25 protein-coding genes are annotated in these 26,670 nt (G+C 61.5%); 17 read left to right on the plus strand and 8 right to left on the minus strand.

Going from position 1 to position 26,670, the window contains the following annotated elements:
* Position 1 precedes the first annotated feature (1 nt).
* Together K0F85_RS17760 and K0F85_RS17765 are read right to left on the minus strand one after the other, a co-directional pair.
* Positions 2-838: a MipA/OmpV family protein gene (locus tag K0F85_RS17760; protein WP_219117295.1), complete on the minus strand. Its 837-nt coding sequence runs from the start codon at positions 836-838 to the stop codon at positions 2-4.
* Positions 835-1,329, minus strand: coding sequence for a hypothetical protein (locus K0F85_RS17765; RefSeq protein WP_219117296.1), 495 nt, complete (start codon positions 1,327-1,329; stop codon positions 835-837). The genes K0F85_RS17760 and K0F85_RS17765 overlap by 4 nt, the downstream gene beginning before the upstream one ends.
* 133 nt (positions 1,330-1,462) lie before the next feature.
* Between K0F85_RS17765 and K0F85_RS17770 the strand changes: the two genes are divergently transcribed.
* The 3 genes from K0F85_RS17770 to K0F85_RS17780 all read left to right on the plus strand — a co-directional run bounded on the left by K0F85_RS17770 (position 1,463) and on the right by K0F85_RS17780 (position 4,723).
* A complete protein-coding gene (locus K0F85_RS17770) occupies positions 1,463-2,557 on the plus strand; it encodes a type II asparaginase (RefSeq protein WP_219117297.1) in 1,095 nt (364 codons plus the stop codon).
* 128 nt (positions 2,558-2,685) lie between these two features.
* Positions 2,686-3,537: an MOSC domain-containing protein gene (locus tag K0F85_RS17775; protein ID WP_219117298.1), complete on the plus strand. Its 852-nt coding sequence runs from the start codon at positions 2,686-2,688 to the stop codon at positions 3,535-3,537.
* A gap of 34 nt (positions 3,538-3,571) precedes the next feature.
* The gene (locus K0F85_RS17780) at positions 3,572-4,723 is read left to right on the plus strand and encodes a diguanylate cyclase (protein ID WP_219117299.1); all 1,152 of its coding nucleotides are present in this window, start codon (positions 3,572-3,574) and stop codon (positions 4,721-4,723) included.
* A 23-nt stretch (positions 4,724-4,746) separates the two neighbouring features.
* Here K0F85_RS17780 and K0F85_RS17785 read toward each other — a convergent pair whose 3' ends face one another.
* The gene (locus K0F85_RS17785; RefSeq protein WP_219117300.1) at positions 4,747-6,726 is read right to left on the minus strand and encodes a monovalent cation:proton antiporter family protein; all 1,980 of its coding nucleotides are present in this window, start codon (positions 6,724-6,726) and stop codon (positions 4,747-4,749) included.
* An 84-nt stretch (positions 6,727-6,810) separates the two neighbouring features.
* Here K0F85_RS17785 and K0F85_RS17790 point away from each other — a divergent pair, with 84 nt between their 5' ends.
* The 8 genes from K0F85_RS17790 (at position 6,811) to K0F85_RS17825 (ending at position 13,667) form a co-directional block, all read left to right on the plus strand.
* Positions 6,811-7,845: an SIS domain-containing protein gene (locus K0F85_RS17790; protein ID WP_374198733.1), complete on the plus strand. Its 1,035-nt coding sequence runs from the start codon at positions 6,811-6,813 to the stop codon at positions 7,843-7,845.
* On the plus strand, positions 7,845-8,378 hold the full coding sequence (locus K0F85_RS17795) for an HAD family hydrolase (RefSeq protein ID WP_219117302.1): 534 nt from the start codon (positions 7,845-7,847) through the stop codon (positions 8,376-8,378). The genes K0F85_RS17790 and K0F85_RS17795 overlap by 1 nt, the downstream gene beginning before the upstream one ends.
* A gap of 44 nt (positions 8,379-8,422) precedes the next feature.
* Positions 8,423-9,034: an LPS export ABC transporter periplasmic protein LptC gene (gene lptC / locus K0F85_RS17800; RefSeq protein ID WP_257572852.1), complete on the plus strand. Its 612-nt coding sequence runs from the start codon at positions 8,423-8,425 to the stop codon at positions 9,032-9,034.
* 25 nt (positions 9,035-9,059) lie between these two features.
* A complete protein-coding gene (lptA, locus tag K0F85_RS17805; RefSeq protein WP_219117303.1) occupies positions 9,060-9,641 on the plus strand; it encodes a lipopolysaccharide transport periplasmic protein LptA in 582 nt (193 codons plus the stop codon).
* Complete coding sequence (gene lptB, locus K0F85_RS17810) at positions 9,641-10,396, plus strand: LPS export ABC transporter ATP-binding protein (protein WP_219117304.1); 756 nt, start codon at positions 9,641-9,643, stop codon at positions 10,394-10,396. The genes lptA and lptB overlap by 1 nt, the downstream gene beginning before the upstream one ends.
* Before the next feature lie 4 nt (positions 10,397-10,400).
* Positions 10,401-11,879, plus strand: a complete 1,479-nt coding sequence (locus K0F85_RS17815; protein WP_219117305.1) for an RNA polymerase factor sigma-54 — start codon at positions 10,401-10,403, stop codon at positions 11,877-11,879.
* Between the two features lie 69 nt (positions 11,880-11,948).
* Positions 11,949-12,308: a ribosome hibernation-promoting factor, HPF/YfiA family gene (gene hpf / locus K0F85_RS17820; RefSeq protein ID WP_102121097.1), complete on the plus strand. Its 360-nt coding sequence runs from the start codon at positions 11,949-11,951 to the stop codon at positions 12,306-12,308.
* Positions 12,309-12,581: 273 nt separating this feature from the next.
* The gene (locus tag K0F85_RS17825; protein WP_219117306.1) at positions 12,582-13,667 is read left to right on the plus strand and encodes an enoyl-CoA hydratase/isomerase family protein; all 1,086 of its coding nucleotides are present in this window, start codon (positions 12,582-12,584) and stop codon (positions 13,665-13,667) included.
* Here K0F85_RS17825 and rapZ read toward each other — a convergent pair whose 3' ends face one another.
* The 5 genes from rapZ to ilvA form a co-directional block, all read right to left on the minus strand.
* The gene (gene rapZ, locus K0F85_RS17830; protein ID WP_219117307.1) at positions 13,668-14,531 is read right to left on the minus strand and encodes an RNase adapter RapZ; all 864 of its coding nucleotides are present in this window, start codon (positions 14,529-14,531) and stop codon (positions 13,668-13,670) included.
* Between the two features lie 284 nt (positions 14,532-14,815).
* The gene (gene hprK / locus K0F85_RS17835; protein WP_034753337.1) at positions 14,816-15,751 is read right to left on the minus strand and encodes an HPr(Ser) kinase/phosphatase; all 936 of its coding nucleotides are present in this window, start codon (positions 15,749-15,751) and stop codon (positions 14,816-14,818) included.
* Between the two features lie 36 nt (positions 15,752-15,787).
* The gene (locus K0F85_RS17840; protein WP_219117308.1) at positions 15,788-16,270 is read right to left on the minus strand and encodes a PTS sugar transporter subunit IIA; all 483 of its coding nucleotides are present in this window, start codon (positions 16,268-16,270) and stop codon (positions 15,788-15,790) included.
* Between the two features lie 334 nt (positions 16,271-16,604).
* Positions 16,605-17,447, minus strand: a complete 843-nt coding sequence (gene queF / locus K0F85_RS17845) for an NADPH-dependent 7-cyano-7-deazaguanine reductase QueF (protein ID WP_219117309.1) — start codon at positions 17,445-17,447, stop codon at positions 16,605-16,607.
* Positions 17,448-17,527: 80 nt separating this feature from the next.
* On the minus strand, positions 17,528-19,063 hold the full coding sequence (gene ilvA, locus K0F85_RS17850; protein WP_219117310.1) for a threonine ammonia-lyase, biosynthetic: 1,536 nt from the start codon (positions 19,061-19,063) through the stop codon (positions 17,528-17,530).
* A gap of 201 nt (positions 19,064-19,264) precedes the next feature.
* Between ilvA and K0F85_RS17855 the strand changes: the two genes are divergently transcribed.
* The 6 genes from K0F85_RS17855 (at position 19,265) to K0F85_RS17880 (ending at position 26,656) form a co-directional block, all read left to right on the plus strand.
* Positions 19,265-19,756 (plus strand): YqaA family protein, encoded by a 492-nt coding sequence (locus K0F85_RS17855; RefSeq protein WP_219117311.1) that lies wholly within the window; start codon positions 19,265-19,267, stop codon positions 19,754-19,756.
* Positions 19,757-20,025: 269 nt separating this feature from the next.
* Entirely contained in the window at positions 20,026-24,066 is a 4,041-nt protein-coding gene (locus K0F85_RS17860; RefSeq protein ID WP_219117312.1) for a DUF3683 domain-containing protein, read from the plus strand.
* Positions 24,066-24,515 carry an HIT family protein gene (locus K0F85_RS17865; RefSeq protein WP_219117313.1) on the plus strand — a complete coding sequence of 150 codons (450 nt, stop codon included), beginning with the start codon at positions 24,066-24,068 and terminating at the stop codon, positions 24,513-24,515. Before K0F85_RS17860 ends, K0F85_RS17865 begins: the two co-directional genes overlap by 1 nt.
* Positions 24,516-24,524: 9 nt before the next feature.
* Complete coding sequence (locus K0F85_RS17870) at positions 24,525-24,974, plus strand: gamma-butyrobetaine hydroxylase-like domain-containing protein (protein ID WP_219117314.1); 450 nt, start codon at positions 24,525-24,527, stop codon at positions 24,972-24,974.
* 93 nt (positions 24,975-25,067) lie between these two features.
* Positions 25,068-25,412: a YciI family protein gene (locus K0F85_RS17875; RefSeq protein WP_219117315.1), complete on the plus strand. Its 345-nt coding sequence runs from the start codon at positions 25,068-25,070 to the stop codon at positions 25,410-25,412.
* A 2-nt stretch (positions 25,413-25,414) separates the two neighbouring features.
* Positions 25,415-26,656, plus strand: a complete 1,242-nt coding sequence (locus tag K0F85_RS17880) for an RNA polymerase sigma factor (protein ID WP_219117316.1) — start codon at positions 25,415-25,417, stop codon at positions 26,654-26,656.
* The last annotated feature ends 14 nt before the right edge of the window (positions 26,657-26,670 follow it).

Consider the following 26,670-nt stretch of genomic DNA (forward strand, 5'->3'; position numbering starts at 1 on the left):
GCTAATCGTCCACGCCCCGTGCCAGACTATCCGAGCGTTGCCACGTCCACATCAGGCCGATGCCGGCCGAGGTGCCGCTGTTCTGGCGCAGCAGGGGGCTGGCGCGGTTGGCGGCGCCTGTGTAGTTGTCGTAGCGTAAAAAGGCAAAGGCGCGCCAGTCCCGCTGCAGGCGGTACGAACCACCCAGGCCCAGCCGCGTGAGCATCAGCCCGCTTTTTGCCGCATAGGCCGGGCGCTGACCGGTGGCAAATGCGGGGCTGACGCCATAAAAGTAATCGTTGATGGCGGCATTGCCCAGCACGGCGCCCAGGCTGGCGTCGACCTGCCACGCCTGCTGTTCGCCTTGCAGCGCATACACGAGGCGTGGCTCGAACGTGGCGCCCTGGCGGCGCAGGCCGCCGCGCGCTTCGATGACGGCGCGCAAGGGGAGTTCCAGCCCCAGGCGGCTGTGTTGCGTCGGCTCGGCCAGCTTGATTTTCAGGCGTGGGCCAAACTCCACCAGGGTGCCCAGGTCCGGCATGCCGCGCCGGGCCGGCACGTCGCTGGACCTGGCCGGCAAGGACAGGGCAAAGCCGATATCGATGTCGAGGCGGTCCGTGTCGAGCAGGCGCGCGCCCACGCCTGAGCGGTCGGCGCGTATTACTTTTCCGCGGTAAATCAGATAGGGCAGGGCCAGGCTGCGCGTCGAGCGTTCGCCGGCGCCCGGATAGGCGGGCGTGACGGCCGTGCCGCCGAAGATGCCCGCTTCCCATAAGGGTAACGCCGGCTCTGCGGCGCACGCGGGCGACACTATGGCGAAGAGGGCGGAGGCGGCCAGCAAGATGCGTACAGTGTTCATCGAGGCACGCCGCAAGACTTGCCCACCGGCAGCGATTCGAAATCAGCAAGCGCGCCCAGCGCCCGTGAATGATGAAAGCCCAGCTCATTGTGCACGGCCAGGGCTTCTGTCGCCTTGCCCTGGCGTTCATATTGCTCGATCAGCGCCTTGTAGCTGAAGGCGCTCGATTGTTTGCTGCGCTTTGCCAGCGCGATGGCTGCGCGGAAATGAAATTCGGCCGCGTCGTAGCGGCAGGCCCCGCTGGCGGCGCGTCCCGCCTGGTGATGCAGCCGCGCCTGCCAAGCGAGATCGCCATGGCCCAGTTCTACATTTTCGACGGCCGACTCGTAGCTGCGCATGGCTTGCGTCCAGTCGCCCTGGCTGGCAGCTTCCAGCGCGAACTGTTCCTGCTGCGCCGCCGTGCGCAGCTCGATTTGCGTGGAGCAGGCGTTGAGCGCCATCAAGACCAGCGGCAGGACGAGGCAAGAGCGGAAGAGGCGCAGTGTGGACATGGCGCCACTGTAGCGCATGGGAAGGGGCGCACGTTTGCGCGATACGCATGAATTCGGGATTTTCCCGCGCACGGATGACATATAATTTGCACACGACTTTGTTATCTTTGACACATCACCGAACAGGAGCATCATGTTTTCACGTAAATTCCATTCTTGCGCACAGCTGATGCTGGCCACCTTGTTGATGGGCTTTGTCGCCGCTTCGCCCGCGCGCGCGCAGGACGCGGTCGTCAAATTGCCGAATGTGGTGATCCTGGCCACGGGCGGCACCATCGCCGGCAGCGGTGCCGACAGCACCACCACCGTCGGCTACACCTCGGCCACCGTAGGCGTAGACCGTTTGATCGCGGCCGTGCCGGAACTGAAGAAAGTGGCGAATGTCAAAGGCGAGCAAGTGTTCCAGATCGCCAGCGAAAGCATGCGCAATGAACACTGGCTGACCCTGGCCAAGCGCATCAACGTACTGCTGGCTTCTCCAGATGTCGATGGCGTGGTCGTGACGCACGGCACTGACACCATCGAGGAAACGGCGTATTTCCTGAACCTCACCGTGAAAAGCCATAAACCGGTGGTGGTGGTGGGCGCCATGCGTCCATCGACGGCCATCTCGGCTGACGGTCCCATCAACCTGTACAACGCCGTGATGCTGGCGGGCAGCAAGGAAGCCGTGGGCAAGGGCGTGCTGGTGGCCTTGAACGACCAGATCAATGCCGCGCGCGAAGTGACAAAGACGAATACATCCACCACCGACACCTTCAAGTCGCCGGAACTGGGCATGCTCGGCTACATCCAGGGCAGCAAGGCTTTCTTTTACCGCCAGTCGACGCGCAAGCACACCTTGGAATCGGAATTTGACATCAGCAAGCTCGATGCCCTGCCACAAGTCGACATCGTGTATGGCTACGCCAATATGAACCGGGTCGGCATGGACGCCTTCATTGCCGCCGGCGCCAAGGGCATCATCCACGCGGGCGTGGGCGATGGCAGCGTGGCCGCGCAAATGAAGCCGGCCCTGGTGGAAGCGCGCCAGAAGGGCGTGCTGATCGTGCGTGCCAGCCGCGTCGGCCAGGGCATCGTGGCGCGCAATGGCGAAGCCAACGACGATGAACTCGACAGTGTCGTGTCCGACACCCTGAATCCGCAAAAAGCCCGCATCCTGCTGATGCTGGCCTTGACCAAGACGAACAGCACGCAAGAAATCCAGCGTATCTTCTACACGTATTGATCGTTGTTGCGCCAGGCCAGCCTTATTGGCTGAGCCTGGCTGATTTACGCTTGCCCGCTTTGCTGCCATACTTCGCTTCTGAATAACTTCCCGGCAGAAGCAGCACCATTGTTCCTTCTCCCCTGTCCATGGCTATCCTGTCCGACATCATCCTGTATCCGATTAAATCGTGCGCCGGCATCCACCTGCGCGAGGCGGTCCTGACCCGCTCAGGGTTGATGAGCGAGCACGTATTCGATCGGGAATGGATGGTGGTGGACGCGCAAGGTCGCTTCCTGACCCAGCGTGAACATCCGCGCATGGCGCTGATCGTGCCGTCCATCAAGGCCACCACCCTGGAATTGCGCGCACCGGGCATGCTGCGCCTGGAAATCGAGCTGGGCTTGCCGCATCCGCAATTGGCGCCCATGCTGGAGGTGCAAGTGTGGGACGATACCGTACGCGCCTACGATTGCGACGCGGTCACGGCCGCCTGGTTTTCCAACGCCATCGGCGTGCCGTGCCGCCTGGTGCGCTTTCACCCTGACGTGGTGCGCGCTACCAGCACTACCTGGACGGATGGCGTGGCCGCCTCGACCATGTTTGCCGACGGCTACCCGGTGCTGATCGCGGGCAGTGCCTCGCTCGCCGATGTCAATGACAAGCTGCGCGCCGCCGGTCGCCAGGCGCTGCCGATGAACCGTTTTCGCCCCAACCTGGTCATCGGCGACATCGGCGCCTTCGAGGAAGACTACGCCGACTTCCTGCAATTGGGCGCCACCAAATTAAAACCCGTCAAGCCGTGCTCGCGCTGCCCGATCCCGTCGGTGGACCAGGCCACGGGCGTGCCCGGACCGGACCCGCTCGACGTCATGCATGGCTATCGCGCCAAGCCCGAGCTCGACGGCGCCATCTGCTTCGGCATGAACGCCATCGTCACCGAAGGCGGCGATGAGCGTATCGTGGTAGGGCAGGACATCGGTTTCGAACTGGCATTTTAAGCATGGCGCCTGCACAGAAGGGTTTAAGGTTCCTATGAATCAAGCAATACCGCCGGACCCGCGCATTGCCAGTCTCGAAGCCGAAAACCAGGCCTTGCGCGCGCGCATGGCTTTCCTGCTGGAACAGGTCGAGCGCAACCACGACATCATGTGCCGGCACCAGGCGTTCGACCTGGAAATTGTCAGCGCGTCCACGTTTCCCGAATTGATCGGTACCATTTTCCGTACCTTGCCCGTGATTTCCGACCTCGACGGCGTCACCTTGAGCCTGCTCGACGAGGATGACGATATCGTGCTGGTGATGGAAAAGCTGGGCGTCGATTTCAGCGCCTTTCCGCAGTTGCTGTTCGTGCATGCCGTGGCGGAGCTGGGCTTTGCCGCACCAAAGCCCGTGGCCGAGGGTGAGGCGGCCTTGCCGCCGTTGCCGTTGCTGGGACAGTTCGACGCGTCCATGCATGGCCCGCGTTTTCCGCAGATCGATGCTCCCTTGCGCAGCGTGGCGCTGGTGCCCTTGCTGCGCAACAAGCGCCTGATTGGCAGCCTGAACCTGGCCAGCAGCGACGTGACGCGCTTTACGCCAGCGCTGGGCACGGATTTCATCAAGCACATGGCCTCCATCATCGCCATTTGCCTGGAAAACGTGATCAGCAATGAAATGCTGAAATACATAGGCTTGACCGATTCCTTGACGGGCGTCTACAACCGCCGCTATATCGACCGCCGGCTGCTGGAAGAAATCGCCCGCGCGCGGCGGCAACATTATTGTATTTCATGCATGTATATCGACATCGACCATTTTAAGCTGGTCAATGACACGCATGGGCACCAGGGCGGCGATGAAGTGCTGCGCGAGGTGGCCACGCGCATACGCACGGAATTGCGCCGCTCCGATGCGCTGGGCCGCTTCGGCGGCGAAGAGTTTGTCGTGCTGCTGATCGACGCCGACCTCGACAGCGCCACCTTTGTTGCCGAACGCATCCGCGCCAGCATCGCCGGCAGCATGTTTGACTTGCCGGGCAGCGCGCGGGCTTGGGTCAGCGTGTCGATCGGCGTGGCCAGCCTGGAGGAGGACGCGGCCCTGCTACCGATCGAAACGGTGGCGCAGCAACTGGTGGCGCACGCCGACCAGGCCCTGTATCAGGCCAAGGCGGATGGGCGCAACAAGGTCATCAGCTGGCAGGCCTAGATTGTCCGATTAAGATCGGCTGATTATTTCAATAGCAAGGTTTCCGCTTTGGCCACGGCGTCGGCCGTGCCGCGCAGCACCACCACGTCGCCGCTGGCCAGTTGCGTTTCGGGGCTGACATCAAGGCGGCCACGGCCGCGGCGGATAGCCGTCACACACGCGCCGCAACTGGCCACGTCGATCGTGCTCAACGGTAAGCCCACGCATTGCGCGCCCTCGTTGACGGTGACCGTATGCAGGCGTTCCATCTCGGCATCGTCGCCCGCGTCGCTGGAACCGTGGAAATAGCCGCGCAAGGAGGCATAGCGTTCCTCGCGCGCGGCCTGCACCCGGTGCACCACGCGGCGCAGGGGCACGCCCATCATGATCAGCGCGTGCGAGGCGAGCATCAGGCTGCCTTCCATCAATTCCGGCACCACTTCTGCCGCGCCCGCGCTTTTCAGCTGGTCGAGGTCGGTATCGTCGTAGCTGCGCACGATGACGGGCAAGGTCGGTGCCATCTCTTTGAGCAAATGCAATAACTTCAGTGCCGAGGGTGTGTCTGCGTAGGTAATCACCACGGCGCTGGCCCGGTAGATACCGGCCGCCACCAGGCTTTCGCGCCGCCCCGCGTCGCCATACGATACGTGGGCGCCCGCCAGCTGCGCTTCCTGCACCCGTTCCGGGTCCAGGTCCAGCGCATGGTATTCGATCTTTTCTTCCGCCAGCAGGGTGGCCAGGCTTTGCCCGCTGCGTCCGAAGCCGGCGATCAGCACGTGTTTCTGTGAAGCCATGGTACGTGTGGCGATTTTCGTCAAGGCCAGCGACTGCATCATCCAGTCGTTGGCCGCCAGCTTCATGACGATGGCATCGGACTTGGCGATGAGGAAGGGCGCCGCCAGCATCGACAGCACCATCGATGCCAGCACGACTTGCACGACGAACGGATCCATCAGCTTGATGCCGCCAGCCAGGTTCAGCAGCACGAAGCCGAACTCGCCCGCCTGCGCCAGTCCCAGCCCCGTGCGCAGGGCCACGCCGTTGCTGGACCCGAACAGCCTGGCCAGGCCCGCGATCAGGGCGAATTTGAGCAGCACGGGGCCGCACAGCAGCAGCAGGACGAGCCACCAGTTCTCAAACACGACGCGAACATTGAGCAGCATGCCTACGGTGATGAAGAACAGGCCCAGCAGCACGTCGCGGAACGGCTTGATATCCTCTTCCACCTGGTGCTTGAATTCCGTCTCGGAAATGAGCATGCCGGCGACAAAAGCGCCCAGGGCCAGCGACAGCCCGGCCCGTTCCGTGATCCAGGCCGCGCCCAGGGTGATCAGGAGCAGGTTGAGCATGAACAATTCTTGCGAGCGGCGCTTGGCGACGATGGTCAGCCAGCCGCGCACCAGCTTTTGCCCGATGAACAAGAGCAAAATGAGTACGACCAGAGCCTTGCCGCCGGCCCAGGCCAGGGTTTCGGCCAGGTTGTTCGAATCGCGCGTGAGGGCGGGAATGAGGATCAGCAGAGGCACCACGGCCAGGTCCTGGAATAGCAGGATGCCGATGATCTTGCGGCCGTGTTCGCTTTCGAGTTCCAGCCGCTCCGTGAGCATTTTCGACACGATGGCCGTCGACGACATGGCCAGCGCGCCGCCCAGCGCGAACGCGGCTTGCCAGCTCAGGTGGATGTAGGCGGACAGGTAGCGCCCGACGAACCAGCCGAAGACGACGGTGGCGATGATGGTAGTGACTACCTGCGCCATGCCAAGGCCGAAGACGATGCGCCGCATGGCGAGGAACTTGGGAAGAGAAAATTCCAGGCCGATGGAAAACATCAGGAAGACGACGCCGAACTCGGCCAGGGTGTGGCTGGCTTCGTTTTCCGCCGCCAGGCCCAGCGCGTGGGGACCGATGACGATGCCGACGGCCAGGTAGCCCAGCATGGGCGGCAAATGCAACATTCTGAAAGCGACCACGCCCAGTACGGCGCTGCCGAGTAACATCAGGGTCAGTTCAAGCGAGGAAAACATGGGTTGCCCGGTACGGTCAATGGAAATCGTTGTTTGTTGTGACTGGCAAGTTTTTTGCTTTCCTAATTCGTTTATACTTTGGGCATGAGTGTAACCCATGAAAAAACAATGCTGAAAGCTTTTGATCGAATTGACATGCAAGCGACGACCGAGCGCGCCGTCGCGCTGGCCCGCACTACCTTGCAGATCGAGTCCGACGCCATCAATGCGCTGCACGCGCGCCTGGCCACGGACGACAGCGTGGGCCGCGCCGTGGCGATGTTGCTGCAATGCAAGGGGCGTGTCGTCGTCTCGGGCATGGGCAAGTCCGGCCATATCGCGCGCAAGATTGCCGCCACCCTCGCTTCCACCGGCACGCCGGCCCTGTTCGTGCATCCGGCCGAAGCGGCCCATGGCGACCTGGGCATGGTCACCTCGGAAGATGCTTTTATTGCCATATCGTACTCGGGCGAGTCGTCGGAACTGATGGCCATCATGCCCGTCGTCAAGCGCATGGGTGGCGTGCTCATTTCCATGACGGGCAAACCGAACTCCAGCCTGGCCCAGCTGGCCGATGTGCACCTGGATATTTCTGTCGAGAAAGAAGCCTGTCCGCTGAACCTGGCACCGACGGCCAGCACCACCGTCACCCTGGCCCTGGGCGACGCGATCGCCGTGGCCTTGCTCGACTTGCGCGGCTTCAAGGAAGACGATTTCGCCCGCTCGCACCCGGGCGGCGCCCTGGGCCGCCGCCTGCTCACGCACGTGCATGACGTCATGCGCAGCGGCGAACGGGTGCCCAAGGTGCCTGTGCAGGCAACCTTGCTGCAGGCGCTGGAAGAAATGACGAAGAAGGGCATGGGCATGACGGCCGTCGTCGACTTGGAGAACCGCCCCGTGGGCGTGTTTACCGATGGCGACTTGCGCCGCATGTTCGAGCGCGTGCAGGATTTCACGCAGGTGGCCATCCGCGATGTCATGCATGCGCAGCCGCGCAGCATCGCGCCCGAACGCCTGGCCGTGGACGCCGTGGCCGTGATGGAGCAGTTCCGCATCAACCAGATGCTGGTCGTCGATGCCGACGGCAAGCTGGTGGGCGCGCTGCATATCCATGATCTGACGCAAGCGAAGGTGATCTGATGGATAGCGTAGCGGACAACCTGGCGCGCGCGGCCAAGGTCAAATTGATGATCTTTGACGTCGATGGCGTGCTCACCGATGGCAGCCTGCATTTCGGCCCGGACGGCGAGATGATGAAAACGTTTAATGTGTATGATGGCCTGGGCATCAAGCTGCTGCAGGAATCGGGCGTGCAGACGGCCATCATCAGCGCGCGCCGCTCGGCGATTACGGCACGCCGCGCGCAAGACCTGGGCATTACCCATGTGCACCAGGGCGGCCACGACAAGCTGACGCCGTTTCGCGAATTGCTGGCGCTGACGGGCTTGACGGAAGAGCAATGCGGCTATATCGGCGACGACGTCATCGATGCGCCCATCCTGCGCCGCGTGGGCTTTGCCGTCAGCGTGCCGGGCGGGCGTGCGGAAGTGCAGGGCCTGGCGCACCATGTGACGCAGGCCGGCGGCGGTCGCGGCGCGGTGCGCGAGATCTGCGAATTCCTGCTGCGCGCCCAGGACAACTATGCGCGCGTCATGGCGCCGTTCCTGGAGTGAGGCGCGCGCCTTTCCGCCAGTGTCATTGAAGAGAGTAAAGCACTATGCAAAAGCCAGGAGGCGCCCATCGCTGGCGCATGATTTTTACCGTGCTGGGGGCCGTCTTCGTCGCGCTGGGCAGCTTTTGGTTGCTCGAGGTGATGAACAAGAATGCGCAGGATATTAACGCCAGCAAGCAATTGAATGAGCCCGACTATTTCATTACCAATTTCAGCCTGGTGCGCATGGACTTGACGGGCAAGCCCAGCTATATCGTGTCGGGCACCAAGCTCACGCATTATCCGCTCGATGATTCGTCCGATATCGACCAGCCCTTCGTGCGCAAGCTCTCGCCAGGCATGCCGCCGATGAACATGAATGCGGAACTGGCGCATATCGATCAGGACAATACCCGGCTGCAATTGCACCGCAATGTCGTGATCGACCGCGTGGCCAGTCCCAAGGCGCAGAACCTGACGGTCAAGACGGAGGCGCTGACGGTGTTCCCGGATGAGGAAAGAATGGAAACGGACCTGCCTGTCGATATCCTGACGGGCGCCTCGCGCATCAACGGCGTAGGCATGAAGGCCAATAACGCCACCGGCGTGGTGGACGTGCACAATACGCTGCGCATGGTCCTCCCGCCGAAACCGCGCCCGGCCGCGGCGGCAAAATGACAGAATGAAACAAGGAAACCATACTATGAAGAACATCTTGCTGTTGACCGTATTTTCTCTGGCCATGATGGGCGTGGCGCATGCCGAGAAGGCCGATTCCGAGAAGGAAGCTGTCATCACGGCACGTAGCGGCCACGTCGATGACGTCAAGCAGGTGCGCACCCTGACGGGCGACGTCGTGCTGGTCAAGGGTACCCTGACCATGAAGGCGGGCCGGGCCCTGATCACCGAAGATCCGCAAGGTTACCAGTTCATTACCTTCTGGGCCGATCCCGGCAAGCTCGCCACTTTCCGCCAGAAGCGCGATGGCGCGGGCGAGCTGTGGGTCGAAGGCGAAGCGGAGCGCGTGGAATACGATAACAAGACGGAAGTGGTGAAACTGTTTTCCAAAGCCAAATTGACGCGCCTGGAAGGCACGAAAGTGACCGACGTGGCGAATGGCGCCTTCATCTCGTATGACAGCCGCAAGGAAGAGTTTGCGATGGAAAATTCCAACAGCGGCACCAGTACGCCCGATGGCGGCAGCGTGCGCATGGTGATCCAGCCGAAGACCAAGGCGCCGGCGGCGGAGAAAGTGCCGGCCACGCCCGCGCCAGGAAAGAAATAATGGAAAATACACGTTGCGGCAGCACCCTGATCGTTCGCGGGCTGCAAAAAACCTATGGTAAGCGCCAAGTCGTGCATGATGTCTCGCTGCAAGTCGAATGCGGCGAAGTGGTGGGTTTGCTGGGCCCGAACGGCGCCGGCAAGACCACCTCGTTCTACATGATCGTCGGCCTGGTGCCGTCGGACGGCGGCAGCATCGATATCAGCGGCGTGGACATTTCCAGCCTGCCGATCCACCGCCGCGCGCAGATGGGCCTGTCGTATCTGCCGCAGGAAGCGTCCGTGTTCCGCAAGCTCACGGTGGAAGACAATATTCGTGCCGTGCTGGAAATCCAGACCATCGAAGGCCGTCCCCTGAAGAAGGCCGAGATCGAGGAGCGCCTGAATAAACTGCTGGCCGACTTGCAGATTGAAAAGCTGCGCGAGAACCAGGCACTGTCCCTGTCTGGCGGCGAGCGCCGCCGCGTGGAAATCGCCCGCGCACTGGCCACCGATCCCCGTTTCGTGCTGCTCGATGAACCGTTCGCCGGCGTCGATCCGATCGCCGTGATCGAGATTCAGCGCATCGTGCGCTTCTTGAAGGAGCGCAATATCGGCGTGCTGATCACCGATCATAATGTGCGCGAGACGCTGGGTATTTGCGACCGTGCCTACATTATCAACCAGGGCTCGGTGCTGGCGTCGGGACGCCCCGACGACATCATCGCGAACGAGTCGGTACGCCGGGTCTATCTGGGCGAACACTTCCGCATGTAAGCCAATGAAACAATCATTGCAGCTGCGCACTTCGCAGCACCTGGCACTGACGCCGCAGTTGCAGCAATCGATACGCCTGTTGCAATTGTCCACCCTGGAATTGCACCAGGAGTTAGAGCAATTGCTGACGGACAATCCCTTGCTCGAACGCCTGGACGATCCGCTCGACCATTCGCTGCGCCTGCTGTCCGACGGCGCCCTGAGTTCCACGGCTGCGCCGGCAGAAGCACCGCCCCAGCCGCCAGGCCAGGAGGCGCCTGCGGCGCCGGCCGAAGCGGAGACCTTCGATGGCGAGGCCGGCGACAGCCCGGCCGTCGCGGACGGCGGCGACAGCGACTGGAGCGAGGCGAGCCGGGGCAAGGCGCCCGACGACGAAGATTCGCGCCCGCAACTCGAAGCCCATCACTGCACCCTGCGCGAACACCTGATGGAGCAGATGCGCGTGACGGTGCTCGAATTGCGCGACCGCGCGCTGGTCGAGCTGATCATCGACGCGCTCGACGACAATGGTTACCTGGAAGAGTCGCTCGACGACATCCTGGCGCGCCTGCCCGAAGAGCTGGAAATCGACGCCGACGAGCTGCGCACGGCCTTGTCCCTGCTGCAAAGTTTCGATCCACCCGGTGTCGGCGCGCGCAGCGCGTCCGAATGCCTGGCCCTGCAAATCAAGCGCCTGCCACATATCGCCATGGTGACGCGGCGCATGGCCCTCGTCATCGTGGAAAAGCACCTGGCCTGGTTTGCCCAGCGCGATTTCAACAAGCTGAAAAAAGCCCTCGATTGCGACGATGAAGACTTGCGCGAAGCGCAGACGGTGATACGCCAGTGCAATCCGCATCCGGGCGCCGTGTTCGCCTCTGACGTGTCCGATTACGTGGTGCCCGACGTCGTCGTCAAGCGCGCGCGCCATGGCTGGCAAGTCACCTTGAACAACGACGTCATGCCGCGCCTGCGCGTGAACGCCATGTATGCCAACTTGCTCAAGCAGGGCAAGGGGGAGGGCGCCATGGGCGCACAGTTGCAGGAAGCCAAGTGGCTGATCAAGAATATGCGCCAGCGCTTCGACACCATCCTGCGCGTGGCGCAGGCGATAGTAGAAAGACAAAAGAACTTTTTCTCGCATGGGGCCGTTGCCATGCGCCCCCTTGTGCTCCGTGAAATAGCTGATACACTGGGTTTACACGAGAGTACGATCTCGCGGGTAACAACTCAAAAGTACATGCTGACCCCGCACGGCATGTTCGAGTTGAAATATTTCTTTGGTAGCCACGTCGCCACCGAAGCGGGGGGCGAAGCGTCATCGACGGCGATACGGGCATTGATCGTGCAACTGACAGGAGCAGAAGACCCTAAAAATCCTTTATCCGACAGTAAGATTGCGGACATGCTGGGGGAACAAGGCATGGTGATTGCGCGACGTACTGTTGCCAAATACCGGGAAGCGTTGAAAATTCCGCCAGTGAGCCTGCGTAAGTGTTTGTAAGTTTTTTTCGGTTCCTCTGCGGGCCGGAGTCGATGGACCGCACGAACCCGATCATCTTTAGGAGTGTGTATGAATCTCACCATCAGCGGACATCATCTCGAAGTCACACCAGCCATCCGTGAATACGTACAAACGAAGCTGGAGCGTGTGAAACGTCATTTCGATCAAGTCATCGATATTGCCGTGATTCTGACCGTGGATAACCTCAAAGAGAAAGAAAAACGTCAAAAGGCCGAAGTCAACCTGCGCCTCAGTGGCAAAACCGTCTATGTGGAAAGCCTGGCGCAAGACCTGTATGCCGCGATCGATGCGCTGATCGACAAGCTCGACAGGCAAGTGATGAAGTACAAAACCAAAGTGCAAGGGCACGGTAAAGAGGCGATCAAGCATCTGCCAGACAACTCGGACGAAGACTTCGCCGCCGCCTAAGAACAGCAAAAAACCGACTGCGCGTCGCGATTTGCGGCCTCCGATGCTCACTGTGCATACCACAGCGCCGCTTCTCAGCCACAACTCACATGCGCTCGCTACGGTTTTTCCACGTGTTCTACGGCCTGCGATTTTGAACCGATTGTGATCAACTAAGGGCGCACATTGCGCCCTTTTTTGCGCCAGTCCCCCTTGTCGCGCGGCACCATGGGAACGCAATGTTGCGTCCGAAGGCGCTAGAATGTTTGCACTTTCACTTCTTTCCTGCCTGCCATGAGCGACTTCGTCCAGATCTCCATCCGCCACCGCACCGGGCACATCGTGCTCGACCGTCCGAAAGCCTTGAATTCCCTGTCGCTGGACATGGTACGCGCCTTGAACTCGGCCCTGCTGGCCTGGCGCGACGATCCGCAGGTAGACGCCGTCGTGATCCGCTCTAGCAGCGAAAAGGCCCTGTGCGCCGGCGGCGACATCCGCTTCTTTTACGATGCGGGGCTGGCCACGCCGCAAGGTGGCAGCGCCCAACTGGAAGATTTCTTTACGGAAGAATACGCTTTAAATCATTTAATTCATTTCTATCCGAAGCCGTATATCGCCGTGATGGATGGCGTGGTGATGGGGGGCGGCATGGGCGTGGCGCAAGCCGGCCCTGGCAACCGCCTGCGCATCGTCACGGGACGCACCCGCATGGCCATGCCGGAAGTCAATATTGGCTTGTTCCCCGACGTGGGCGGCAGCTATTTCCTGTCCCGCCTGGCCGGTCAGCTGGGCCTGTATATGGGCTTGACGGGCTTGACGATCAGTGCGGCCGATGCCCTGTACACGGGCCTGGCCGATGTCTACCTGCCCGAGGCGCAGATGGGGGCGCTGCGGGCCCTGTTCGAATCGACGCCAGGCGAGGCCTTGCCAGTGGCCATCAAGGCGCTGGCGGCGCCCTTCCAGGCCGAGGTGGGTGTTTCTGCGCTGGCCACGGCGCGCGCGGCGCTGGACCGCCATTTTGGCGCCGGCCCTGTGGCCGCCATCATGGCCTCGCTGGCGCAGGACGACAGTGCGTTTGCCGGCAAGGCGCTGGCGGCCATGCGCCAGCGTTCCCCTCTGATGATGTCGGTGACCCTGGAATTGCTGCGGCGGGGCGCCCACCTGGGCGTGGCCGATTGCCTGCGCATGGAGCGCAGCGTGGTGCGCCACAATTTCGAACATGGCGAAGTGCTCGAGGGCGTGCGCGCGTTGGTGGTCGACAAGGACAATGCGCCGCGCTGGAACCCTGCCAGCCTGGACGAGGTCGATGCGGCCATGGTGGCGCGCTTCTTTGCACCCGTCTGGCCGGCGCAAGCGCATCCGCTGCGCCATCTGGATTAACTAGGCGCGTTCGCGGTGGCGCAATACTACGCGTTCATTCGGGCCGAAATACTGCGCCAGCCGTTCCGCCATGTACACGGAGCGGTGCTGGCCGCCCGTGCAACCCAGGGCCACCGTCAGATAGCTGCGGTTGTCGGACTTGAATGATGGCAACCATTTCTCGATGAAGGCGCGGATATCGGCCAGTAGTTCCAGCGCGCTCGGCTGCGCATCGAGGAAGGCGATCACGGGTGCGTCGCGTCCATCGAGGGGGCGCAGCGCCAGGTCGTAATAGGGGTTCGGCAAGGCCCGCACGTCGAACACGAAATCGGCGTCCAGCGGTACGCCGAGCTTGAAGGCGAACGATTCGAAGAACAGGGTCAGCGGCGCGCGTTCGGAGGCGACGATATCCTTGATCCAGGCGCGCAATTTGTTGGCGCTCAGTTCCGAGGTATCGATCACATGGCCCAGTTGCTCGATGGCCGACAGGCGCTCGCGTTCTTCCGAGATGCATTCGATCAAGGTGCGGCGGCTGGCGGGATTATGGTTCGGACGCAATTCATGCGACAGCGGATGGCTGCGCCGTGTTTCCGAGAAGCGCGCCACCAGCGCATGAGTGGTGGCCGTCAAAAACATGACCTTGACGTCGTGCCCCTGGTCACGCAACAGGGCCACATTGTGCGGCAGGCTGGTCAGCGACTCGGCGCTGCGCGCATCGACGGCGACGGCCAGTTGCGGTGTGCCTTCATCGAGCAGGGTTTGCACCAGGCTGGGCAGCAGCGCCGGTGGCAAGTTGTCAACACAATAGTAGCCGGCATCTTCCAGCACATTGAGCGCGACGGATTTACCGGAGCCGGATATTCCGGTGATAAGGACGATATGCATAGGCCGATCATACAATAAAGATCGGCGCTGCGCTCCCGAGGCAACTATCTTTACAAATTATTGCAATTTTGGCTGCAGTGTTGGTTAAGAAAAATTCCGGGTGCAGCAGGGAATTCACGCAGCGTTGCTGCGTGCCTGCGCAACGGTTCGCCCTTGCAAGGGCGAACTCCACTGCAGACTAGTCGCCACTCATTGCCAACCGCTGGTGTAGCAGGGGTTTCGGAGAGCATTGCTCTCCGCCTGCGCAACGGTTCGCCCTTGCAAGGGCGAACTCCTTGGCAACATTAATCGCCACTCATGGCGAGTCGTTGCCGCTCCATGAACTCTTGCAAGGTATCGATGCCGCGCAGTTGCAAAATCGTATTGCGCACGGCCGCTTCGAGCAGCACGGCGATGTTGCGGCCGGCGGCGACGGGAATGACGACCTTGCGCACGGGCAATCCCAGCACGTCTTCCGTGGGGAACAGGAAGGGCAGGCGCTCGACTTCCTCTTCCAGTGCGTTGCGACGCACCAGGTGCACGATCAGCTTCAGGCGCATCTTGCGGCGCACGGCCGTTTCGCCAAAGATGGCCTTGATGTCGAGTAAGCCCAGGCCCCGCACTTCCAGCAGGTTTTGCAGCAGGGGCGGGCAGCGGCCTTCGATCATATTCGGTGCGATGCGCGAGAATTCCACGGCGTCGTCGGCCACCAGGCCGTGGCTGCGCGAAATCAGTTCCAGGCCCAGCTCGCTCTTGCCCAGGCCCGAATCGCCCGTGATCAGCACGCCCACGCCCAGCACGTCCATGAACACGCCATGCATGATGATGCGCTGCGCCAGCTTTTTCGACAGGTAGACGCGCAGGAAGTCGATCACTTGCGCGGCCGGCAGCGGGGTGGAGAACAGGGGAATGTTTTGCTCGTCGCAGATGGCGAGGATGTCGGGCGGGGTTTCCAGCCCTTGCGCGATGATCAGCGCGGGCGGGCCGCCGGCGATCAGTTCGCCGATCACGTGGGTGCGCGTGTTGACCTTCAGGCGCTGGTAGTAATTGATTTCCTGGTGACCGAAGACCTGGATGCGGCCCGGATGGATCAGGTTCAAGTGGCCCACCTGGTCGGCGGCCGACGAGACGTCGCCCGAGATCAGGCGTTCGCCGCCAGGAAAGCCGGCGAACCAGCCCAGTTGCAGACTTTCACGATTATCGTCGTACAGGCGTTGTATCGTCAGCGGCGTTTGCAACATGGCAGTCTTCTTCAGGAGTGGAGGAATACCTGAAGTTTAACCCGCCGCTTGCAGACTGGGTTGCCAATTGACGATGCGCGAATGCACGGATTTGGGTTCCGGGTCCGTCGCCAGCGCCGTGCGGAAGGCATCGTCGGAAAACATTTCCGCAATTTCCGACAGGATTTCCAGATGTTGCTGGGTGACATGATCGGGAATCAGCAGGAAAAACAGCAGATTGACGGGCTTGCCATCGGGCGACTCGAAGGGAATCGGTTCGGCCAGGCGCACGAAGGCGCCCAGCGGGGCCTTCAGGGTCTTGCTGCCCTTGACTCTGCCATGCGGCACGGCCACGCCATGGCCCAGGCCTGTCGAGCCCAGGCGTTCGCGGGCAAACAGATTGTCCGACACGGTGGAGCGGGCGATGCCGTAATTGTTTTCGAAGATCAGGCCTGCTTGCTCGAAGGCACGCTTTTTACTGGAAACTTCCAGGTCCAGCAGGACGTTTTCGGGGGATAGTATTTTGCTAAGATTAGTCATGACACTCAATGAAATGGTGCAATGCGCAGAGGGCTTGCGAGCCGAATTATAGGCCTGTTTCGGCAGCCTGTAACGCCAATTCTCAACAGTATACGCCCGCTGCGGGCGCAGTGGACGCTGCAGCCCATGTCGTCATCATTTTATTAAAAAAATAACATCCGGGTGTATCGGCTATTTCTTGATTAAAAACACGCGGCGCGCCGGTTTTTCCGCCGCCGAATGCCGATTTTCCGATTTTTCAGCGTCTTTGACATGCTCTGCGGCACTACTGCAACGTTGTTTTAAAACACAGTCAACATTCCTGTTGGCATGGTTTCAGCGTGTGGCGCCCGTGCTACTGGCGCGCATTGCGCAGATTGCCCGGCATCGCTCCCGTGCTGAAGTTGCTGCGCCAGGGATTGATATCGAGGCCGCCGCGGCGTGTATAGCGTGCATACACGGACAGTTTTTGCGGCTTGCACTGGCGCAAGATATCGACAAAGATGCGCTCCACGCATTGCTCGTGGAATTCATTGTGTTCACGGAAACCGATCAGGTAGCGCAACAGGCTTTCCTGGTCGATCTGCGGTCCCGCGTACTCGATCTGCACGCTGCCCCAGTCGGGTTGGCCCGTCACCAGGCAATTCGATTTGAGCAAGTGTGAGACGAGCTTTTGTTCCACGGGGGCTTCATCCAGCGCCGCCTTCAAGAGTAGCGGCGAAGGTGTGTATTGCGTGATTTCCAGATCCAGGCGGTCGAGCAGCACGCCGTCGAATTCGCCCATTTTCAGCTTGCCGAAATCTTCCTGCAAGGTCAGTTCCACTTGCACGGGCGCGCCGAAACCGTTCGACAAATCCTGCTTGAGCAGGGCCAGCAGCGCATCCGGGCTATCCAGCTTGGTCTGGTTGAAGGAGTTCAGGTACAGCTTGAACGATTTCGATTCGATGATGTTCGGCGAATCGGCCGGCGCGCTGACCTTGGCGATGGCCACCTGCGGCTTGCCGCGCTGGTTCAGCCACGACAGTTCATACGCATTCCAGATATCGAGGCCGAAGAAGGGCAAGGTGCCGTGCAATGCCAGTTCGTCGCGCTTGCCCTGGCGCGGAATGGGAAACAGCAATTCCGGCGCGTAATCGCTGCGGTAGGCAGAGCTTTTGCCCAGGGGAGACAGTTCGGCGAGGTCGTTGGTGGTGGTCATGGTAATGGCGTGAATTCAGTCAAGCACGCATGGTAGCTTAATTCCCCCAACGGCGAGTAGCCGCCGTTGGGGGCTGATGCTTACCCTAGAAACAGCTTATACACAGGATTACTGCTTTCATCCCAGTAACGGTAGCCCAGGGTATCGAGGAAGCGGGCGAATTCTCCCATTTCATCGGGGGGCACTTGCAGGCCCACCAGGATGCGGCCCACGTCGCCGCCCTGGCTGCGGTAATGGCACAGGGAAATATTCCAGTTCGGCGCCATGCTGTCGAGGAAGCGCATCAGCGCGCCCGGGCGCTCGGGGAATTCAAAGCGGTACAGCAGCTCGTCCTGGGCCAGCCGGCTCTTGCCGCCCACCAGGTGGCGGATGTGCGATTTGGCCAGCTCGTCGTGGGTCAAGTCCAGGGTCTTGAATTCGTGTTCCTCGAAGGTCTTCGCTAGCACGCTGGATTCATGCCGATCGGCAATTTGAATGCCGACGAACACGTGCGCGGCTTTTTCATCGCTGATGCGATAGTTAAATTCCGTCACATTGCGCGCGCCGATGAGCGAGCAGAAGCGCTTGAAGCTGCCCCGCTGTTCGCGCATGGTGACGGCAAACACGGCTTCGCGGAATTCGCCCAGTTCGGCGCGCTCGGCGACGAAGCGCAGGCGGTCGAAATTCATGTTGGCGCCGCAGGCGATGGTGACCAGCGTCTGGTTGATGATGGGGTGCTTGCTCAGGCTGGCCCGCTCCACATAGGCCTTGGCACCCGCGATGGCCAGTGCGCCGGCCGGTTCCAGGATGGAGCGCGTATCCGTAAACACATCCTTGATGGCGGCGCAGATGGCATCCGTGTCGACGATGATGACTTCATCCACATATTGCTGCGCCAAACGGAAGGTTTCCTCGCCTACCAGGCGCACGGCCGTGCCGTCCGAAAACAGGCCTACATCGGGCAGGGTGACCCGTTCGCCCGCTTTCAGCGAGCGCGCCATGGCATCCGAATCGACCGTTTGCACGCCGATGATCTTGATGTCGGGGCGAATCTGTTTCACGTAGGCAGCCACGCCAGCGATCAGGCCGCCGCCGCCGATGGCGACGAAGATGGCGTGGATGGGGCCGGCATGCTGGCGCAGGATTTCCATGCCGATCGTGCCCTGGCCGGCGATCACATCCGGGTCGTCGAACGGATGCACGAAGGTCAGCTTCTGTTCTTTTTCCAGGGTCAGCGCATGGTTGTAAGCATCCGTGTAGGACTCGCCGTGCAGCACGATTTCCACGTGCACGCCGCCGCGCGCCTTGACGGCGTCGATCTTGACGGGGGGCGTGGTGGTCGGCATGACGATGACGGCGCGGCAGCCCATCCGCGCCGCTGACAGGGCTACGCCCTGGGCATGGTTGCCGGCCGAGGCGCAAATCACGCCGCGCTTGCGTTCCGCATCGCTGAGCTGAGCCATCTTGTTGTAGGCGCCACGAATCTTGAAGCTGAACACGCTTTGCATGTCCTCGCGCTTGAAGTAAATCTGGTTCTGCAGGCGCTGCGACAGGGCAGGGGCCAGTTCCAGCGGCGTTTCGGTAGCGACGTCATAGACGCGGGCGGTCAGGATTTTCTTGAGGTAGTCGATGTTCATAGTCTGCAAGCAAGTGATTCTGGGCCAGAAAGGGTCTGGAGCGTGTCGGGCGATAGCGGCGGCGCCGCGGCGGATAGCCTGGCGACAATAATGCTCTGTGGAACTGCGGGCGGGTATGCCTTTGCCGGTCGGCGCGGATTGTGCGGCGCCCAGGCTGCTGTTCATTATAATGGAGAGCCTTACTGCATCGCGAAGTGTTCCATGATCGAATCCGCAATCGCCTGGCTGCTGCAACTGATCGCAGCGCCGGAAGTCGGGCTGACATCGGTCTTTCTGATCAGCTTTATTTCCGCCACCTTGTTGCCGCTCGGCTCGGAACCGGCCGTGTTTGCCGTCATCAAGGCCAATCCCGCGCTGTTCTGGGCCGCCATCGGCGTCGCCACCCTGGGCAATACCCTGGGCGGTATCGTCGACTACTGGATGGGCTACCGGGCCAAGCAGGCGTTCGCCAAGGAACGCGACACGCGCTGGTTCCGCTGGCTGGCCCGCTATGGCGCCAAGACCATGCTGCTGGCCTGGCTGCCCGTCGTGGGCGACCCCCTGTGCACCCTGGCCGGCTGGCTCAAGTTGCCGTTCTGGCCCAGCGTGGTCTACATGGCCATCGGCAAGTGCGCGCGCTATCTGACCATGACGGGCTTGCTGCTCTACGTGCCCGATGGCGTGTGGCACCGGATTGGACAAATGCTGGCGTAAACGGCACGAAAACGGAGCGTATTGCAACGCTGGTTTGCCCCATTTTTGGGCAGTTCGATAGTTTGCAGCACAGTCTGATTCTTAGCATTTTTGCGTCAAAAAAGCACTAATACTGGTTTTTTATTCATGCAATAGAAGGCTTTTCCATATTTGCTATGGTAGCGGAGGAGGTGCTTAAACCTTAGGCCGCCTAAGGCTGTTCCCGCATGGTGCGGCGCAATAAGATAAAATGGGCCTTTAGGGTCCAGTCCACATCGTCACCACACTCCATGAACGCTCCCGCACAAATCCAAGCTTTACTGGCAGAAACGCCGAATGGTCCCGCAGCAAGCCGCCTGCGCGAAATCCCGTATAACTACACGTCGTTTTCCGATCGCGAGATCGTCATACGCCTGTTGGGGGAGGACTCCTGGCGCCTGCTCGACGAGCTGCGCGGCGCCCGCCAGACGGGCCGTTCGGCCCGCATGCTGTACGAGGTGCTGGGCGACATATGGGTCGTGCGCCGCAACCCCTACCTGCAGGATGACTTGCTCGACAATCCGAAGCGCCGCCAGGAATTGATCGATGCCTTGCATCACCGCCTGGCCGAAGTCGACAAGCGCCGCCTGTCCATCGATGCTGCTGGCGGCGATGCTGCCGCCAGCGGTGAGGCGCCGGAAGTGGCGCAGGCGCGCAGCCGAAATGTGGAGCTGCTGCTGAAGGCGGCCAGCAAGGCCGTGGCCGACTTCGGCGACGAATTCCGCAAGACCTATGACTTGCGCAAACGCACGGTCAAGGTGCTGGGTCGCTACACCGAAAAACACAATGTGCGCTTCGATGGCATGACGCGCGTGTCGCACGTGACGGACGCCACCGACTGGCGGGTGGAATACCCGTTTGTCGTACTCACGCCCGACACGGAAGAAGAAATGGCCGGCCTGGTGAAAGGCTGCATCGAGCTGGGGCTGACCATCATCCCGCGCGGCGGCGGCACCGGTTATACGGGCGGCGCGATTCCCCTGACGCCGATGTCGGCCGTCATCAACACGGAAAAACTCATTACCCTGGGCGCCGTCGAAATGACGGTCTTGCCGGGATTGAGCCACGAATACGCGACCATCCATTCGGGCGCAGGCGTGATCACGAACAAAGTGTCGGAAGCGGCTGAAAAGGCCGGTTTCGTGTTTGCCGTCGACCCGACCTCGGCGCACGCCTCTTGCATTGGCGGCAACGTCGCCATGAATGCGGGCGGCAAGAAAGCCGTGCTGTGGGGCACGGCGCTGGACAACCTGGCCTCGTGGCGCATGGTCGACCCGAACGGCGACTGGCTCGACGTCACCCGTCTCGACCATAACCTGGGCAAGATTCACGATATTGCACTGGCACGTTTCCAGCTGGAATGGCGCCACCCGAGCACGCGCGATGCGACGAAGCCGAACGCGCCGTTCAAGACGGAAATCCTGGAAATTCCTGGCCGCAAGTTCCGCAAAGAGGGCCTGGGCAAGGACGTGACGGACAAATTCCTCGCCGGCTTGCCGGGCATCCAGAAAGAAGGCTGCGACGGTCTCATCACGTCGGCGCGCTGGATCTTGCACAAGATGCCGAAATTCGCCCGTACCGTCTGCCTGGAATTCTTTGGCCAAGCGCGCGACGCGATCCCGTCGATCGTGGAAATCAAGGATTACCTCGATGGCTTGCCGGCCAAGGGCGAGCAATACACGAGCATCCGCCTGGCAGGCCTGGAACACCTGGACGAGCGCTATTTGCGCGCCGTCGGCTACGCCACCAAGTCGAAACGGGGCGTGCTGCCGAAGATGGCCCTGTTTGGCGACATCGTCGGCGACGATGAAAATGCCGTCGCGCAAGCGGCGTCGGAAGTGGTGCGCATCGCCAATACCCGCGTGGGTGAAGGTTTTGTCGCCGTCAGCCCGGAAGCGCGCAAGAAATTCTGGCTCGACCGTGCCCGCACGGCCGCGATCGCCAAGCACACCAATGCGTTCAAGATCAATGAAGACGTGGTGATTCCCCTGAACCGCATGGGCGAATACACGGATGGCATCGAGCGCATCAACATCGAGCTGTCGATCAAGAACAAGTTGCAACTGGCCGAGGCCTTGAGCGAATTTTTTGCCAAGGGCAATTTGCCAGTCGGCAAGAGCGACGATGCGTCAGATGACGGGGTCGACGATGCGGAAATGCTGGGCGACCGCGCCGAGCAGGCACAGCAGTTGCTGGCGCTAGTGACGGCACGCTGGACCTATCTGCTGGCCCAGCTGGACCGCCCACTGGCCGACGTGAAGGGCGAGCTGGCCGAACTGGGCCTGGAGCGCTTGCTGCCCGTCTTCGATGCACGCCTGGAAACACAGCCTGACGCCACCGTGTTCGACGTGGTGCAGGACCGCACCGTGCGCGTGACCTGGAAGCAAGAGATCCGCGCCCAGTTGCGCCAGATCTTCAACGGCGCCGCCTTCAAACTGATACTCGACGAGGCGACGGCGATTCACGCGCGCATCTTGCGTAGCCGCGTGTTTGTCGCGCTGCACATGCATGCAGGCGACGGCAACGTGCACACGAACTTGCCCGTCAACTCGGACAATTACGCAATGCTGCAAGACGCCCACGAAGCCGTGGGCCGCATCATGATACTGGCCCGCTCGCTCAATGGCGTCATTTCCGGCGAACACGGTATCGGCATCACCAAGCTGGAATTCCTGACGGAAGAGGAAATCGGCGAGTTCCGCAGCTACAAGCAGCGCATCGATCCGGAAGGCCGTTTCAACAAGGGCAAATTGCTGAACCTGCCAGGCATGGGCGCCGACTTGCGCAATGCCTATACGCCATCGTTCGGCCTGATGGGGCATGAATCGCTGATCATGCAGCAAAGCGATATCGGCGCCATCGCCGACAGCGTCAAGGATTGTTTGCGTTGCGGCAAGTGCAAACCCGTCTGCTCGACGCACGTGCCGCGCGCCAACTTGCTGTACTCGCCGCGCGACAAGATCCTGGCGACCTCGTCCCTGATCGAAGCCTTCCTGTACGAAGAGCAGACGCGCCGCGGTATTTCCATCAAGCATTGGGAAGAGTTCGAGGACGTGGCCGACCATTGCACGGTCTGCCATAAATGCGTCACGCCTTGCCCGGTCAACATCGACTTTGGCGACGTGTCGATGAATATGCGCAATTTGCTGCGCAAGATGGACAAGAAGAGCTTTAATCCAGGCACCAAGGCGACCATGCTGTTCCTCAACGCCACCGATCCCGTGACCATCAACGCCACGCGCAAGGTCATGATCGGCTGGGGTTACAAGGCGCAGCGCCTGGGCCACGATCTGTTGAAGAAATTTGCCAAGAAGCAAACCAAGGCGCCGCCGCCATCGACGGGCAAGCCGCCCGTCAAGGCGCAGGTGATCCACTTCATCAACAAAAAGATGCCGGGCAACTTGCCGAAGAAAACGGCGCGCGCGCTGCTCGACATCGAAGACGATAAAGTCATTCCGATCATCCGCAATCCGAAGACGACGACGGCCGATACGGAAGCCGTGTTCTACTTCCCCGGTTGCGGTTCGGAGCGTTTGTTCTCGCAAGTGGGCCTGGCCACGCAAGCGATGCTGTGGGAAGTGGGCGTGCAGACGGTCTTGCCGCCGGGCTACCTGTGCTGCGGTTATCCGCAGCGGGGCGCGGGCGAATTCGACAAGGCCGAAAAGATGATGACGGATAACCGCGTCCTCTTCCACCGCATGGCCAACACGCTCAATTACCTCGACATCAAGACGGTGCTCGTCTCGTGCGGCACCTGTTACGACCAGCTGGCAACGTACCAGTTTGAAAAGATTTTCCCTGGCTGCCGCATCATGGATATCCATGAGTATTTGCTGGAGAAAAACGTCAAGCTGGAAGGCGTCAACGGCACGCGTTATATGTACCACGAGCCATGCCACAATCCGATGAAGCTGCAGGAATCGGGCAAGACCATCAACTCCCTGATCAGCACGGTAGACAATGTGAAGATCGAGAAGAACGACCGTTGCTGCGGCGAATCGGGTTCGCTGGCTGTCACGCGCCCCGACATTTCCACGCAAGTGCGTTTCCGCAAGGAAGAAGAGATGGTCAAGGGCGCCGACAAGCTGCGCGGCGACGGCTTCACGGGCGACGTGAAGATCCTCACCAGCTGCCCGTCCTGCCTGCAAGGCTTGTCGCGCTACAATGACGATTCGGGCACGACAGCCGACTACATCGTCGTCGAGATCGCCAAACACTTGCTGGGAGAGAACTGGATGCCGGATTACGTGAAACGCGCCAATGACGGCGGCATCGAACGGGTGCTGGTGTGATGTATACGAGTTGCGATCTATGCAACTTGCTGGACGGCTACGCCAACAAGCAGGGTCTGGAAACCTTGCTGTGGCGCAGCGAGCGCCTGTCCGTGGTGGCCGTCGATGAGGCTGCCTACCCCGGTTTCTGCCGCGTGATCTGGAACAAGCACGTGAAGGAAATGACGGATTTGACGCCGGGCGAGCGCAACTATGTCATGGAAGTCGTGTGGCAAGTCGAGCTGGCCGTGCGTGAAGTGATGCAGCCGGAAAAGGTCAATCTGGCCAGTTTTGGCAACATGACGCCGCACGTGCACTGGCACGTGATTCCCCGTTATCGTGACGACGCGCATTTCCCCAATCCAAGTTGGGCAGTCGTGCAGCGCGAGACGGCGCCCGCCGTCCTGGCCGCGCGCCGCGCCCTGTTGCCCGCCTTGCGCGACGCCATCATTCAACGTTTATCCGCATAGAGTATTGTCATGATTGAAAAAGTAGCAACGCCCCAACCGACGGGCTTGACCGTGCACAACCAGTCGCGCGTGCTCGACGTGGCTTTCGACGATGGCAGCCAGTTTGCGCTGCCCTTCGAATACCTGCGCGTGTATTCGCCGTCGGCCGAAGTGCAGGGCCATGGCAAGGGCCAGGAAACCTTGCAATTAGGCAAGCGCCTGGTCGGTATCACGGGCCTGGAGCCGGTCGGCAACTATGCCGTGCAGCCGACTTTCAGCGATGGCCACAATTCCGGCCTGTATACCTGGGCTTATCTGTACAAGCTGGGCGCGCAGCAAGCGACACTGTGGCAGGATTACCTGGACCGCCTGGCGGCAGCCGGCTACCCGGGCGATAGCGGCCGCGACGCCAAGGCCGACATGACGGTCAAGCAATCTTCCGGTCATGTGCATGGCCCGAGCTGCGGCCATAAACATTGAGTTAAAAATAATGCGGTAATCTGTCGGATAACCGCCGCCCCGTTCGTCGTATGAATGCCCGCGCTTGCGGGCATTTTTCTTTTGGAGAAGACTATGGAATACCTGATCCTGATCTACGCCGACGAGGCGCGCTATGACGCCATGGAAGAGGGCCAGATGGCCAGCCTGATGGCCAACTTTGCCAGCTATACGCAAGCGCTGGAAGCGGCCGGCGTGCTGCGTGGCGGGGCCGAGCTGGCGCCCGTGCGCAGCGCCACCAGCGTGCGCGTGCAAAACGGCAAGCCTGTCATCACGGATGGGCCGTTCGCGGAAACCAAGGAGCAACTGGGCGGCTATTATCTGCTGGCCTGCGCCAACCTGGACGAGGCGCTGGCCTGGGCCGGGCGTTGTCCTGCGGCCTCCCTGGGCACCATCGAAGTACGGCCCGTCACGGCATAAACATGGCCGGCGACGCCATTGCGGCCGTCGAACACGTCTTTCGCCAGGAAAGGGGCAGGGTGCTGGCTGGCTTGATGCGGCGCTTTGCTGATCTGGGCCTGGCCGAAGATGTGCTGCAGGAAGCGTGCCGCAAGGCGCTGGAACTGTGGCCGCAGACGGGCATCCCGTCCAATCCCGCCGCCTGGCTCAGTGCCGTGGCGCGCAATGCTGGCCTCGATCAGGTGCGCCGCGCGGGCAAGAGTGTGGCCGATGGCGAGGCCGTGCTGTCCTGCCTGCCTATGTCCGTGATTGAAGAAGCGCCTGTCATCGAGGATGACCGTTTGCGCCTGCTGTTCATCTGCTGCCATCCCGCGCTGGCGCCCGAGGCGCAGGTGGCGCTGGCCCTGCGCACCTTGTGTGGGCTGTCCACGGTCGAGATCGCGCGCGCCTTCGGCGTGGCGGAAGCGGCCCTGTCGCAGCGTCTATTGCGTGCCAGGCGCAAGATCGCCGAAGCGCGCATCCCTTTCGCCTTGCCGCCGAAGCGAGAGCTGCAGCAACGGCTGGCGCAAGTGCTGCACGTGATTTACCTGGTCTTCAGTGAAGGCTATTGCGCCAGCGGCGGCGCTAGCCTGCTGCGCGCGGACCTGTGCGCAGAGGCGCTGCGCCTGGGACGGCTGCTTGACAGTTTGCAGCCTGGCCAGCCGGAAGTGCAGGGCTTGCTGGCACTGATGCTGCTGCAGGCGTCGCGCGGTCCGGCCCGCCTGTCGCCCGAAGGATATTTGCTGACCCTGGAAGAACAGGACCGGCGCCTGTGGGGTGAGGCCCTGATTGCCGAGGGATTGGCCGTGCTGGAACAGGCCCTGCCGGCGCGCGCGCCGGGGCCATACCAATTGCAGGCGGCGATAGCCGCCTTGCACGCCAGGGCGGTTGCGGCCAGCCAGACGGACTGGCGCCAGATCAGCGCCCTGTATGGCGCCTTGCTGCGGCACAAGCCGGAGCCGCTGATTTTGCTCAATGCCGTGATCGCCTGCGCCATGGCGCATGGCGCCGCACACGGCCTGGCGTGGCTGGATCGCCTGGAAGCCTTGCCCAGCCTTGCCAATTCGCATTATCTGCACGCTGCCCGGGCCGACTTGCTGCGCCGCCAGGGCAACCGCTCAGGCGCGCTGGCGGCGTATGCCCGGGCGGCAACGCTGGCTACTAATGCAGTGGAAAGGCAATACCTTCTCCGGCGTCACGGGGAAATGCGCCTGCCGCTTGTATAATGCTTGCAAGTTCA

The sequence above is a fragment of the Janthinobacterium sp. UMAB-56 genome (assembly GCF_900095265.1).
Classification (GTDB): Bacteria; Pseudomonadota; Gammaproteobacteria; order Burkholderiales; family Burkholderiaceae_D; genus Janthinobacterium.